The sequence below is a fragment of the Microbispora triticiradicis genome (assembly GCF_005864065.1).
Taxonomy (GTDB): domain Bacteria; phylum Actinomycetota; class Actinomycetes; order Streptosporangiales; family Streptosporangiaceae; genus Microbispora; species Microbispora triticiradicis.
On record NZ_VANP01000002.1, the window covers coordinates 647912 to 661370 of the forward strand.

The following is a 13459-nucleotide window of genomic DNA, read 5'->3' on the forward strand; positions in this document are numbered from 1 at the left end:
CTCCGCGTCATCTCCGTGCGGTCCTGCGGGCGCGTGCTCTTCACCCTTTACCCATGTGGCGCATATCACAAGACTTTTCGGCGAATGTGCTTGCGAGGTGCGGCGGCCCTGGATGGCCTACGATCGGACGGCGATGTTGAACATCCTGCGCCCCGCCGTCACCCGAGTCATGACCCCCCTGGGACGGGCCCTCGCCCGCCGCGGGATCTCGCCCGATGTGATCACCACGGTCGGCACGCTCGGAGTGGTGGCCTCGGCCCTCGTCTTCTACCCGTCCGGACATCTGTTCGCGGGATCAGCCGTCATCACGTTCTTCGTGCTCGCCGACGCCCTTGACGGGGTGGTCGCCCGGATGACGGGCAAGGGGAGCACGTGGGGCGCCTTCCTCGACTCCACGCTCGACCGCCTCGGTGACGCCTCGATCTTCTCCGGGCTGATCCTCTACTTCGTCCTCGAGGACGAGCCCGAGATCGTCCTCGCGGCCGTCGCGCTCTTCTGCCTGGTCGCGGGAGCATTGGTCTCCTACGCGAAGGCCAGGGCCGAGGGGCTCGGCATGACCGCGAACGTGGGCATCGCCGAGCGGGGGGAGCGCCTGGTGGTCGTGCTCGTCGCGGCCGGACTCTCCGGCCTCGGCGTGCCGTACATCCTGGCGGCCGGGCTCTGGCTGCTCGCCGCGGCCAGCGCCGTCACGGTCGTCCAGCGGATGGTGCACGTCTACAGACAGGCGGTGGACAGATGAGCGACACGGGCGGCCCGCCCGGCCCGCCCCGGCGGCCCCCGCGGCCCCACGGGACGCCGCTCGCCGACCGGGCGGTCGCGGCCGCGTACGCCGCCGGCTGGGCCGTGGTGCGCCACGTGCCGGAGCGGACGGCCGCCTGGTTCTTCCGGGCGCTCGCCGACCGGCTGTGGCGCAGGCGCGGCCGGTCCGTGCGCCGCCTGGAGGCCAACCTGGCCCGGGTCGTCGGCGCGGACTTAGCGGACCCCGCCGTACGGGACCTGAGCCGGGCGGGCATGCGCTCCTACTTCAGGTACTGGATGGAGTCGTTCCGCTTCACCGCCTACACCCGGGAGCGGATCCTCGAACGCACCCGGTTCACCGGCGCCGAGGGCATCTTCGACAACCTCGCCCGGGGCAGGGGAGTGGTGGTCGCGCTGCCCCACATGGGCAACTACGACCTCGCCGGGGCCTGGCTGGTGCACATGGGCCACCCCTTCACCACCGTGGCCGAGCGGCTGAAGCCCGAGTCGCTGTTCGAGCGGTTCGTGGCCTACCGCGAGAGCCTCGGCATGGAGGTGCTGCCGCTCACCGCCAAGGGCGGCGGCAGCGCCATGGCGTTCGGCACGCTCGCCAAGCGCCTGCGCGAGGGCCGCCCCGTCTGCCTGCCCGCCGAGCGCGACCTGACCGAACGCGGCATCGAGGTCGAGTTCTTCGGCGCGCGGACCCGGATGGTCGCCGGGCCCGCGCTGCTGGCCATCCAGACAGGCGCCGCGCTGCTGCCGGCCGTGCTGTGGTTCGAGGAGGACGGCTGGGGCATCCGGGTGCACGAAGAGGTCCCGGTGCCGGCCGAGGGGACCCGGCAGGAGAAGGTCGTGGTCATGACCCAGGCACTGGCGGCGGTCTTCGAGAAGGGGATCGCCGAGCACCCGGAGGACTGGCACATGCTCCAGCGCGTCTGGCTCGACGACGTCGAACCCCCCGCCGGGGCCGGGTCGTGAAGGTCGGGATCGTCTGCCCGTACACCTGGGAGGTTCCCGGGGGCGTGCAGGCGCACATCAGGGACCTCGCCGAGGCGCTGATCGAGGACGGGCACGAGGTGTCCGTCATCGCGCCCGCCGCCGACGACGCCGAACTGCCGGCGTACGTGACCTCGGCCGGCCGTGCCGTGCCCGTGCCGTACAACGGCTCGGTGGCCCGCCTCGCGTTCGGCTTCCTGTCGGCGAACCGGGTGCGCAAGTGGATCAGGGAGGGCGGGTTCGACGTGCTGCACGTGCACGAGCCCGCCGTGCCGTCGCTCGGGGTGCTCGCCTGCTGGGTCGCCAAGGGGCCGATCGTGGCGACGTTCCACGCCTCCTACGAGCGCTCGCGGGCGATGTCCGTGGCCGCGCCGATGCTGCAGAGCGCGCTGGAGAAGATCACGGGCAGGATCGCGGTCTCCGACGCCGCCCGCAAGACGCTGGTCGAGCACCTCGGCGGCGACGCGGTGCTGATCCCGAACGGCGTGACGGTGCGCCGGTACGCCGAGGGCGAGCCGCTGCCGGGCTGGGGGCCCGACGGCAACGTGATCGGGTTCCTCGGGCGGATGGACGAGCCGCGCAAGGGCCTGCCCGTGCTGCTGGAGGCCTTCGCCATGCTCGCCGCCGAGCGGCCCGCGCTGCGGCTGCTGGTCGCCGGCCCGGGGGACGCCGACGACGTGCTCGGCCGGGTGCCCAAGCCGTACCGCGACCGGGTCGGGCTGCTCGGCATGGTCAGCGAGGCCGACAAGGTGCGCGCCTACCACTCCGTCGACGTCTTCTGCGCGCCCAACCTGGGCGGGGAGAGCTTCGGCATCGTGCTCACCGAGGCCATGTCGGCCGGGGCGCCGATCCTCGCCAGCGACATCCCCGCCTTCCGGCGCGTGCTGGGCGAGGGGCAGGCCGGGGCGCTGTTCGCCACCGGCGACCCCGCCGCCCTCGCCCGGGAGGCCGCCCGCTTGCTGGACGACCCCGGGCGGCGGGCCAAACTCTCCGACGAGGCGCGCCAGGCGGTGTGGAAGTACGACTGGTCGACGGTCGCGCGGGAGGTCGTCCGCGTGTACGAGACCGTCGCCCACGCGGAGGCGGGAGTCGTGGAGGACGCGCTGCCGTGACGTCGACCCTGATCACCGTGGTGGCCGTGGCCCTCGTGGCCGTCGTGCTGTTCGCCGTCTACGTCTCCTGGCGGGCCGGGCGGCTCGACCGGCTGCACATCCGGCTGGAGACCGCGCAGGCCGCCCTCGACGCCGCGCTGCTGCGCCGCGCGGCGGTCTGCCTGGAACTGGCCGGCTCGCGCATCCTCGACCCCGCCACCTCCCTGGTGCTCGCCGCGGCCGCCCACGAGGCCCGTACGGCCGGGCCGGACGAGCGCGAGCACGCCGAGAGCGACCTGTCGCGGGCCCTGCGCGTGGTCGCCGACCAGGAGCGGTTCCGCGAGAGGCTGGCGGAGCACCCCACCGGGGAGGCGCTGCTGGAGGAACTGGACACGGCGGTCGCCAAGGTCGTCTACTCGCGCCGGTTCTACAACAACGCCGCCGCGGTCACCCGTACGGCGCAGCGGCGCTGGCTGGCCCGCGCGCTGCACCTCGCCGGGCACACCGACCCGCCCCGGTTCTTCGACATCGACGACGAGCCCCCGGAAGCCCTGATGGCCGCATAGTCGCTATTTGACGGGCATTAGGGGTATTCCCGGTAAGCTCATGCCGTTTCATTGCCATGCTGGGCGACGGTCCGCGTGCCGGTCGCGTCATGCCCGGTGACGGGGGCTCTCCACCGGGAGGAGCGGGACGGTGCGGGCAGGGATCGGCTTCACACTGGCCATGGCGGTCGTCCTCACCGGAGCCGCGTGCTCGGGTGACGACAGGCCCGCCGCCCAGTCGGAAGGGGCCGCGAGCCCGGTGGCCTCGCCGTCGCCGACGGCCCCTCCGGAACACCCGTTCACCGGGCGCCCGGTCGGCTCCCGCAGGCCGGTACTCGCCGTGAAGATCGAGAACACCCACGCGGGCAAGCCGCAGATCGGCCTGCGCAGCGCCGACGTCGTCTACGTCGAGCAGGTCGAGGGCGGGCTCACCCGGCTCATGGCGATCTTCTCCTCCAAGCTCCCCGCGCAGGTGGGGCCGGTCCGCAGCGCCCGGATCTCCGACCTGCACATCCTGCCGATGTTCGGCAAGCCCGCCCTCGCCTACTCCGGCGTGCAGACGAAGATGATCCCCTTCGTCCAGAAGGCCTCGCTGTTCGACGTGTCCGACAGCCGCGCCCCCGGCGCGTACGTCCGCGCGCCGGGCCGGGTCGCGCCGTACAACCTGGTCGGCAGCCCCAGGAAGCTGCTGGCCAAGGCGCCGCAGGCGAGCAAGGCGAAGGACATCGGGTTCGTCTTCTCCGACGAGCCGCCCGCCGGGGGGACGCCGCAGAAGACGGTCAACGTGCGCTACCCGGCCGCCCGCTTCGCCTTCACCTGGTCGGAGGCCCAGAAGCGCTGGCTGGTCACGCAGGACGGCGAGAAGGACATGGCCGCCGAGGGCGGCCAGCAGGGCGCGCCCACGATCGTCGTGCAGTGGGTGAAGACCGATCGCTCGGAGTTCCACGACTTCACCGGGAGCTACACCCCGCTCGTGCACACCGTCGGGAAGGGCACCGGGGTGGTGCTGCGGGACGGCCAGGCGTACCGGGTCAAGTGGTCGCGCGCCTCGGAGAAGGAGGGCACCGTCTACACCACGGCCGACGGGAAGCCGATGCCGTTCGCCCGGGGCCAGGTCTGGGTGGTGCTCGCGTCGCGCAAGCCCGTCGCCCCGTGAGCTCGCGGCCGTGCCTGCACGGCCGCGCCCGGGGTTCGACCTGACGGACAAACGGCGTGATCGGTTTCGACACGTGGGCACTGCAGTCGCGGGAGCGGCCAGCACCTACCATGGAGAGGAATCCGTAGGCCCGCCGTCGTGAGGTAGCACCGTGTCCAGCAGCGCCCCCGAAGTCAACGAGACCGCCGCCGTCGGCACCGCCCGCGTGAAGCGGGGCATGGCCGAGATGCTCAAGGGCGGGGTCATCATGGACGTCGTCACCCCCGAGCAGGCCAAGATCGCCGAGGACGCCGGCGCCGTCGCCGTCATGGCGCTGGAGCGCGTCCCCGCCGACATCCGCGCCCAGGGCGGGGTGTCCAGGATGAGCGATCCCGACATGATCGAGGGCATCGTCAACACCGTGTCCATCCCCGTGATGGCCAAGGCCAGGATCGGCCACTTCGTGGAGGCCCAGGTGCTCCAGGCGCTGGGCGTCGACTACGTCGACGAGTCCGAGGTGCTGACCCCCGCGGACTTCGCCAACCACATCGACAAGTGGCAGTTCACCGTGCCCTTCGTCTGCGGGGCGACCAACCTGGGCGAGGCGCTGCGCCGCATCACCGAGGGCGCCGCGATGATCCGCTCCAAGGGCGAGGCCGGGACCGGCGACGTGTCGAACGCCACCACCCACATGCGCAAGATCCGGGGCGAGATCAAGCGCCTCACCTCGCTGCCCGAAGACGAGCTGTTCGTCGCCGCCAAGGAGCTCCAGGCGCCGTACGAGCTGGTGGCCGAGGTCGCGAAGACCGGCAAGCTGCCGGTGGTGCTGTTCACCGCGGGCGGCATCGCCACCCCCGCCGACGCCGCGATGATGATGCAGCTCGGCGCCGAGGGCGTGTTCGTCGGGTCGGGCATCTTCAAGTCCGGCGACCCCGCCAAGCGGGCCGCCGCCATCGTCAAGGCCACCACCTTCTACGACGACCCCGACGTGATCGCCAAGGTCTCCCGTGGCCTCGGCGAGGCGATGGTCGGCATCAACGTCGACGACATCCCGGTGCCGCACCGCCTCGCCGAGCGCGGCTGGTAGGCGTCGCCGGCAGGCACGGCGTTTCCCGAAAAGGCAAAAGAGGGTCCCGGCGGCGGCGTGTCGGCCGCGGGGGACCGGCGGTGAGGCGATTCGCTCGGCTGGGACGTCCCGGCCGGGCGTTTTCGCTGTGTGCCGGCGATCGCCGAGGCCACGGGCGTCCCACCCGCTGATCGTCTCCCCGCCGATCGTCCCAGGGAGCCCAGTTGCCCGGCCTCGATCGTCGTGCCTTCCTCGTCACCGGACTCGCCGCGGGACTCGGCGCCGCGATTCCCAGGCCCGCCTCGGCGACTGCATCTCCTGAGATCCCTCCGTTCCCGATGCCCGGGGCGAGTGCCGCGCGCGGCCTGTGCTCCGACCCGTTCACGCTCGGCGTGGCCTCGGGCGACCCCGACCACGCGGGTTTCGTGATCTGGACCCGGCTCGCCCCGCGGCCGCTCGCCGAGGACGGCCTCGGCGGCATGCCGCCGGTCGTCGTCCCCGTGGAGTGGCAGGTCTACGACGACGAGTGCTGCCGCCGGATCGTACGGGCGGGCGTGGCCGATGCGAGCCCCGAGTGGGGGCACAGCGTCCACGTCGAGGTCGGCCACCTGGCGGCCGGCAGGGAGTACTGGTACCGCTTCCGCGCGGGGCCGTACCTCTCGCCGGCCGGCCGGGCGCTGACCGCCCCGCACCCGGCGTCGTTCGGCGGGCCGCTGACGATGGCGTTCGTCTCGTGCGCCCAGTACGAGCACGGCTACTTCACCGCCTACCGCCGCCTCGCCGAGGACCACCCCGACCTGGTCCTCCACCTGGGCGACTACCAGTACGAGTACGCCCGGGACACCTACGTCGCCCCCAGCGGCAACGTGCGCGACCACGAGGGGCCGGAGACGGTGACACTGGCGGACTACCGCCGGCGGCACGCGCAGTACAAGACCGACGCCGACCTGCGGGCGGCCCACGCCGCCGCGCCGTGGCTGGTCGTCTTCGACGACCACGAGGTGGACAACAACTGGGCCGGGGAGACGCCGGCGCACCCGGACGAGGGGCCCGCCTTCCGGCGGCGCCGGGAGGCCGCGTTCCGCGCCTACTACGAGAACATGCCGCTGCGCCGCACCTCGATCCCGTGCGGTGCCGGCCTGCGGCTCTACCGGAGGGTCGAATGGGGCAGGATGGCGAGCTTCCACCTGCTCGACACCCGGCAGTACCGCGACGACCAGGCCTGCGGCGACGGCTACAAGAACTGCCCGGAGGCGGCCGACCCGGCGCGGTCGATCCTCGGCGCCGAGCAGGAGGCCTGGCTGCTCGACGGCTTCCGGCGCTCGCGGGCGCGGTGGGACGTCATCGGCCAGCAGGTGTTCTTCGCCCGGCGCGACAGCGACGCCGGGCCCGGCACGCGCACCAGCCAGGACGCCTGGGACGGGTACGCGGCCTCGCGCCGGCGCGTCACGCGGGGCTGGGTGGACGCCGGCGTGCGCAACCCCGTCGTGCTCACCGGCGACGTGCACGCGCACTGGGCGAGCGACCTGAAGCTGGACTACGACGACCCGGCCGGGCCCGCGGTCGGCTCCGAGCTCGTCACGACCTCCGTCAGCACGACCGGCGACGGGGCCGACTCCGACCCGGCCGACCACCCCTTCCTGCGGATCAATCCGCACCTGAGGTTCTACAACAACCAGCGGGGTTACGTCCTGACCCGCGTCGGGCCGGAGGCGATGACCGCGGACTTCAAGGTGGTGCCCCGGGTCAGCGTCCCCGGCGCGGAGGCCTGCACCAGGGCCACCTTCGTCGTCGAGGACCGGGTGCCCGGGGTCCGGCAGGCCTACCTGCGCCCGTACTCGCCGCCGATCGCGGCCCGGACGGCGGACGTCACGGCCGAGGACACGATCCGGCAGGAGACCGAGCGCCCCTGAGCGGCGCGGCCGTACGGCGGTGTCCTTCCGGGCGTGCTCCCGGGGGTCCTCCCCGGCTCCTCGGGGAGACGTCCTCGCGGAGACGCCGCCCGCGTCGTTCCCCGGCGGCGGCGTTATCGTGACCGGCTATGACGACCGACGACACCGGGCGGCTCGCCGAGCATCTGTCGCGTGAGCTGCGTCACCTCGTGATGCTGCTGCGCCGTACGACGGCCGGGCAGCCGGTCACGGCCCAGCAGTACTCCGTGCTCGGCTCGCTGGAGGAGGCGCCCCGCCGGATGACCGAGCTGGCCGAGGAGCACGGAGTGCAGCTCCCGACGATGAGCGTGCAGGTCAACCGCCTGGAGGAGGCCGGCCTGGTGGCGCGGGGCACCGACGCCTCCGACGCCCGGGTCCGCACCGTCGAGCTCACCGACGAGGGCCGCGACCGCCTGCGGGCCGTACGGCGGGCGCGTATCGCGTATCTCTCCCGCCGGCTCGGCGCGCTGACCCCCGAGGAGCGCTCGGCCATCGAGAGCGCCCTGCCCGCCCTGGCCAAGCTGGGACGGACATGACCGCGTTTTGGGCGGGGGAGGCCGGGGCCATACCCTGAACGGGTCACCACAGGAGGGGAAACCGTGACGTCCGCACCGAAGATCGGCGTGCTCGCCCTGCAGGGCGACGTGCGCGAGCACGTCCGCGCACTGGAGGAGTCGGGGGCGGCCGCGGTCCCGGTGCGCCGCCCGGGGGAGCTCGCCGCGGTGGACGCGCTGGTCGTCCCGGGCGGGGAGTCGACCACTATGTGGAAGCTCGCCGTCACCTTCGAGATGCTCGACCCGATCCGGCTGCGGATCAAGGAGGGCATGCCCGCCTACGGGTCCTGCGCCGGGATGATCATGCTGGCCGACCGGATCGAGGGCGGCGTCGAGGGCCAGGAGACCCTCGGCGGCATCGACATGGTGGTCCGCCGCAACGCCTTCGGCCGCCAGGTCGACTCCTTCGAGGCCGATCTCGACTTCGCCGGGCGCGGGGAGATCAGGGCCGTGTTCATCCGCGCGCCCTGGGTCGAGTCGGTGGGGCCGGACGTCGAGGTGCTGGGCCGGACCGCGGCTGGGGATAGGATCGTCGCGGTCCGACAGGGACCGCTGCTCGCGACGTCCTTCCACCCGGAGCTGACCGGCGACGCGCGCGTGCACTCGTATTTTGTCGAAATGGTGAGGGAGTTCTAGGCGATGTCCGGCCACTCCAAATGGGCGACGACGAAGCACAAGAAGGCGGCGCTGGACTCCAAGCGCGGCAAGCTGTTCGCCAAGCTCATCAAGAACGTCGAGGTCGCGGCCAGGACCGGCGGGCCCGATCCGGACGGCAACCCCACGCTGTACGACGCCATCACCAAGGCCAGGAAGAACTCGGTCCCGATCGACAACATCGAGCGGGCCCGCAAGCGCGGCGGCGGCCTGGAGGCCGGTGGAGCCGACTGGCAGACCATCATGTACGAGGGCTACGCCCCGGGCGGTGTCGCGGTCCTCATCGAGTGCCTCACCGACAACCGCAACCGCGCGGCGTCCGAGGTGCGCGTGGCGCTGACCCGCAACGGCGGCTCGCTCGCCGACCCGGGCTCGGTGTCGTACATGTTCAACCGCAAGGGCGTCGTGCTCGTCCCCAAGGGGTCGCTGAGCGAGGACGACGTGCTCATGGCCGTCCTCGACGCGGGCGCCGAGGAGGTCAACGACCTCGGTGACAACTTCGAGGTGGTCTCCGAGGCCTCCGACCTGATCCCCGTGCGCAAGGCGCTGCAGGACGCCGGCATCGACTACGAGTCGGCCGAGATGAGCTTCATGCCGACCCTCAACGTCCCGCTGGACGAGGACGGCGCCCGCAAGGTCTTCAAGCTCATCGACGCGCTGGAGGACAGCGACGACGTGCAGAACGTCTGGGCGAACTTCGACGTCAGCGACGACGTCATGGAGAAGCTGGACGTCTGACCCGGCCCGCCTCAGCCGGTACGCGTGATCGGGCCGCCGGGCCGGGGCCGGCGGAAAACCGCTGGCCCGCCCCACCGGGATAGGCATAGTTTGGCGCGTCGTGGAAATCCGCGATCTGACCGCCGCCGACCTGGACGCCGTGCTCGACGACCGGAGACGCGCCTTCGGCCCGCTGTCCGCCGAAGGCGAGCGGACCTGGCGTGAGCTGGTCGCCCCCATGCTGCCGGAGGGCCGTTACCTGGGCGCGTTCGACGGGCCGAGGCTCGTCGGCGCGGCCAGGATCAACCCGTACCTCCAGTGGTGGCACGGCCGGCCGCTGTCGATGGGCGGCGTGTCCAGCGTGACCGTCGCACCCGAGGACCGCGGCAGGGGAGTGGGCCGCGCGCTCGTGGAGGCGGCCGTCGACCGCTGCGCCGCGCTCGGCCACGTGGTGTCGGCGCTCTACCCGGCGACCACCCCGCTGTACCGGAGCGTGGGCTACGAGCACGCGGGCGGCATGACGAGGATCACGCTGCCCGCGGAGGCGCTGCGCACGCTCGGCCGCACCAGTGGTCACGGCAGCACCGGCGGTCAGGATGGCTCCGGTGGTCAGGGCGGCGCGGCGGGGCTGCGCCGCGCGGGCCCGGGCGACGCGGCCGAACTGGTGGCCCTGATCGGCGGGCTTCACGCCGCCACCCGCGCGAGCGGCCCGCTGTGCTACGACGAGCGCACCTGGCGGCTGTGGCTCGCCGACGAGGACGACTACTGCTACCTCGCCGGCGACGGGTTCGTCGTCTACCGCTGGAGCGACGGCGACGTCGAGGTCGACAACCTGGTGGCGGGGTCGGAGGCGACGGCCAGGGCGCTGTGGTCGCTGGTCGGCAGCGCCTCGTCCGTCGCGAAGTCGGTGCACGCCTGCGTCGACCCGGCCGACCCCGTGCTCTGGTTGCTGCGCGAGCGGTCGGACGACGACGTCACGGTGCGCCGGTGGATGCTCCGGCTGATCGACCTGCCCGCCGCGGTCGCGGGACGCGGCTTCCCCGCCGGGGTATCGATGGAGACCCTCGTCGAGGTGACCGACCTGCGGCGTCCCGGCAACTCGGGAGCGTGGACGCTCAGCGTGGCGGGCGGCTCCGGCTCCGTGACGCCGTCGCGTACGCCGCCGGGCACCGGGCGGGGCATGGAGCCGGGCACGGAGCCGGGCACGGGGCCGGGCGAGGCGACGCGGCTGACGATCGGCGGCGCGTCCGCGCTCTTCGCCGGGGTGCCCACGGCCACGCTGCGGCGCTCGGGCCGGCTGACCGGCGGTTCCCCGGAGATCGACGACGCGCTGGACGCCGCCTTCGCCTGCGCCGCCTACATGATCGACTCGTTCTGACGCCGCGTCGGGGCCCCCGCGCCGCCGGTGATCGCGGTAGAGTGACCGACCGAACTGATGTTCGGCGGAGAGGCGAGCCGGTGCGATTGCCCCACGTGCGGGTGATGGGGGTGGACCCGGGGCTGACGCGATGCGGCCTCGGCGCCGTGGAGGGCAGGCCCGGCGCGCCGCTGAGCCTGGTGTCGGTCGGGGTTGTGCGGACTCCGGCCGACGACGACATCGGCGCCCGGCTGGTCGCCATCGAGGCCGAGATCGAGCGGTGGCTCGACGAGCTGAAGCCGGACGCGGTCGCGGTCGAGCGGGTGTTCGCCCAGCACAACGTGCGCACGGTCATGGGGACGGCGCAGGCGTCGGCCGTCGCGATCGTCTGCGCGGCCCGGCGCGGGCTGCCGGTCGCCCTGCACACGCCGAGCGAGGTCAAGGCCGCGATCACGGGCCACGGCAACGCCGACAAGAAGCAGGTCGGCACCATGGTCACCCGGCTGCTGCGGCTCGACGCCATGCCGAAGCCCGCGGACGCGGCCGACGCGCTCGCCCTGGCCATCTGCCACGTCTGGCGCGGCGGCGTGCAGCACCGCCTGGCCGACGCCCTGGCCCGTGCCCGCTCCGCCCCGCGACCTGCCCCCGTACGCCGGGAGGACGCGTGACCCCGTACGCGGCCCCCAGGGGCTCTGGTAGGACTGGGAGGCCCGGTGCGGTCGCGGCCGGGCGTCCGGTCCGGGGAGGGAGCACGCGGTGATCGCATCCGTTGCGGGGCAGGTGACGGCGGTCGGCGCCGACAGCGCCGTGGTCGAGGTGGGCGGCGTCGGAGTGCTCGTCCACTGCGCGCCGGGGACCCTGGCCGGGCTGCGCGCCGGCGAGCCCGCCCGGCTGTCCACCTCGCTCGTGGTGCGTGAGGACTCGCTCACGTTGTACGGCTTCGCCTCCGACGACGAGCGCGCCGTCTTCGAGCTGCTGCAGACGGCCAGCGGGGTCGGCCCGCGCCTCGCCCTCGCCATGCTCGCCGTGCACGCGCCCAACGCGTTGCGGATGGCCGTGGCGAGCGCCGATCTCAAGGCCCTGACGATGGTGCCCGGGATCGGGCAGAAGGGCGCGCAGCGCATCGTGCTCGAACTGAAGGACAGGCTCGGCGCGCCCGCGCAGGCCGTCGACGCGGCGCTGAACGGCGGCGCCCGCCCCGCGTGGCGCGACCAGGTGCATTCCGGCCTGGTCGGGCTCGGTTACTCGGCCAGGGACGCCGACGAGGCGGTCGCGGCCGTGGCCCCGGAGGCCGACGCGGAGGTCGCGGCCGGTCGCGCCCCGCAGGTGGCCGCGTTGCTGAAGTCGGCCCTGCGCGCCCTGAGCGTCCGGTGAGCATCGGCGGTCACGGGGGAGGCGGGCCCGATGCGGCAACGGGTCCGGCAGCGGGTCTGCCGGCCGGACTCGGGAGGCGGGCTCGGAGGGCGCCGGGCGGGCCGGCCGGGCCGGGTGGTTCGCGAGGGCCGGGCGGTTCGATGAAAGATTCACCGGGAAGCGGATGGTTCCCGGCAGGCCGAGCGGATGGTGCCCAGTGAGTGTGGAGCGGGATCTCGTGTCGCCCGAGCCCGAGGGCGACGAGCGGGCGATCGAGGCCGCGCTGCGTCCGAGGCGCCTCGACGAGTTCATCGGGCAGGGCCGCGTGCGCGAGCAGCTCTCGCTGGTCCTGGAGAGCGCGCTGCGCCGCAACCGGCCGCCCGACCATGTGCTGATGAGCGGCGGCCCGGGGCTGGGCAAGACCACGCTCGCCATGATCATCGCGGCGGAGCTGGGCGCGCCGCTGCGGATGACCTCCGGCCCCGCGCTGGAGCGCGCGGGCGACCTCGCCGCGATCCTGTCCACCCTGACGGAGGGCGAGGTCCTGTTCATCGACGAGATCCACCGGATGTCCCGGCCCGCCGAGGAGATGCTCTACCTCGCGATGGAGGACTTCCGGGTCGACATCGTCGTCGGCAAGGGCCCCGGCGCCACCTCGATCCCCCTCGACATCGCCCCGTTCACGCTGGTGGGGGCCACCACCCGGGCGGGCCTGCTGCCCGCGCCGCTGCGCGACAGGTTCGGCTTCACCGCCCACATGGACTTCTACGAGGTGGGGGAGCTGGAGCGGGTGCTGCGGCGCTCCGCCCGCCTGCTGTCGGTGGAGCTGCCCGACGACAGCGCCCTGGAGATCGCCCGCCGCTCGCGCGGCACGCCCCGGATCGCCAACCGCCTGCTCAGGCGGGTGCGCGACTTCGCCGAGGTCCGCGCGGAGGGCGTGGTGACCAGGGAGATCGCGGCGGCGGCGCTGAACCTCTACGAGGTGGACGCGGAAGGGCTCGACCGGCTCGACCGGGCGGTGCTCGACGCGCTGCTGCGCAAGTTCGGCGGCGGCCCGGTGGGCCTGTCGACGCTCGCGGTCGCGGTGGGGGAGGAGCCGGAGACCGTCGAGGTCGTGGCCGAGCCCTTCCTGGTGCGGCAGGGCCTGCTGGCCCGCACCCCGCGCGGCCGGGTCGCCACCGCCTCCGCGTGGGCGCATCTCGGTCTGACACCGCCTCCTGACAACTTCGGGTCGCCCGCGGCGCCCACGCTCTTCGAGGGCTGATCTCCCTCTCCGTGGAGCGCCCTCCGGACCCCCAGTTGGAAGCGGAAACCGGGGCAAA

Annotated in this window: 14 protein-coding genes; all 14 read left to right on the plus strand. The window is 73.4% G+C overall.

What is annotated here, in order from left to right; translation table 11 throughout:
• The first annotated feature begins 133 nt into the window (after positions 1-133).
• The 14 genes from pgsA (at position 134) to ruvB (ending at position 13401) form a co-directional block, all read left to right on the plus strand.
• Positions 134-739: a phosphatidylinositol phosphate synthase gene (gene pgsA / locus FED44_RS07910; RefSeq protein WP_111700330.1), complete on the plus strand. Its 606-nt coding sequence runs from the start codon at positions 134-136 to the stop codon at positions 737-739.
• On the plus strand, positions 736-1716 hold the full coding sequence (locus FED44_RS07915) for a phosphatidylinositol mannoside acyltransferase (RefSeq protein ID WP_138460216.1): 981 nt from the start codon (positions 736-738) through the stop codon (positions 1714-1716). Before pgsA ends, FED44_RS07915 begins: the two co-directional genes overlap by 4 nt.
• Complete coding sequence (locus FED44_RS07920) at positions 1713-2846, plus strand: glycosyltransferase family 4 protein (RefSeq protein WP_117408949.1); 1134 nt, start codon at positions 1713-1715, stop codon at positions 2844-2846. The genes FED44_RS07915 and FED44_RS07920 overlap by 4 nt, the downstream gene beginning before the upstream one ends.
• Entirely contained in the window at positions 2843-3391 is a 549-nt protein-coding gene (locus FED44_RS07925) for a hypothetical protein (protein ID WP_117408948.1), read from the plus strand. The genes FED44_RS07920 and FED44_RS07925 overlap by 4 nt, the downstream gene beginning before the upstream one ends.
• A 130-nt stretch (positions 3392-3521) precedes the next feature.
• A complete protein-coding gene (locus FED44_RS07930; protein ID WP_138460217.1) occupies positions 3522-4526 on the plus strand; it encodes a DUF3048 domain-containing protein in 1005 nt (334 codons plus the stop codon).
• A gap of 151 nt (positions 4527-4677) precedes the next feature.
• A complete protein-coding gene (pdxS, locus tag FED44_RS07935; RefSeq protein WP_117408946.1) occupies positions 4678-5592 on the plus strand; it encodes a pyridoxal 5'-phosphate synthase lyase subunit PdxS in 915 nt (304 codons plus the stop codon).
• A 317-nt stretch (positions 5593-5909) separates the two neighbouring features.
• Complete coding sequence (locus FED44_RS07940; RefSeq protein ID WP_244301779.1) at positions 5910-7484, plus strand: alkaline phosphatase D family protein; 1575 nt, start codon at positions 5910-5912, stop codon at positions 7482-7484.
• Positions 7485-7612: 128 nt separating this feature from the next.
• Complete coding sequence (locus tag FED44_RS07945; RefSeq protein ID WP_117408944.1) at positions 7613-8038, plus strand: MarR family winged helix-turn-helix transcriptional regulator; 426 nt, start codon at positions 7613-7615, stop codon at positions 8036-8038.
• A 63-nt stretch (positions 8039-8101) separates the two neighbouring features.
• Entirely contained in the window at positions 8102-8692 is a 591-nt protein-coding gene (gene pdxT / locus FED44_RS07950; RefSeq protein WP_117408943.1) for a pyridoxal 5'-phosphate synthase glutaminase subunit PdxT, read from the plus strand.
• 3 nt (positions 8693-8695) lie between these two features.
• Complete coding sequence (locus FED44_RS07955; protein ID WP_117408942.1) at positions 8696-9448, plus strand: YebC/PmpR family DNA-binding transcriptional regulator; 753 nt, start codon at positions 8696-8698, stop codon at positions 9446-9448.
• 100 nt (positions 9449-9548) lie between these two features.
• Positions 9549-10805 carry a GNAT family N-acetyltransferase gene (locus FED44_RS07960; protein WP_138460219.1) on the plus strand — a complete coding sequence of 419 codons (1257 nt, stop codon included), beginning with the start codon at positions 9549-9551 and terminating at the stop codon, positions 10803-10805.
• Positions 10806-10900: 95 nt separating this feature from the next.
• Positions 10901-11452: a crossover junction endodeoxyribonuclease RuvC gene (ruvC, locus tag FED44_RS07965; RefSeq protein WP_138460278.1), complete on the plus strand. Its 552-nt coding sequence runs from the start codon at positions 10901-10903 to the stop codon at positions 11450-11452.
• An 88-nt stretch (positions 11453-11540) separates the two neighbouring features.
• On the plus strand, positions 11541-12158 hold the full coding sequence (gene ruvA, locus FED44_RS07970; RefSeq protein WP_117408939.1) for a Holliday junction branch migration protein RuvA: 618 nt from the start codon (positions 11541-11543) through the stop codon (positions 12156-12158).
• A 196-nt stretch (positions 12159-12354) separates the two neighbouring features.
• The gene (gene ruvB / locus FED44_RS07975; protein WP_244301780.1) at positions 12355-13401 is read left to right on the plus strand and encodes a Holliday junction branch migration DNA helicase RuvB; all 1047 of its coding nucleotides are present in this window, start codon (positions 12355-12357) and stop codon (positions 13399-13401) included.
• Positions 13402-13459 lie beyond the last annotated feature (58 nt).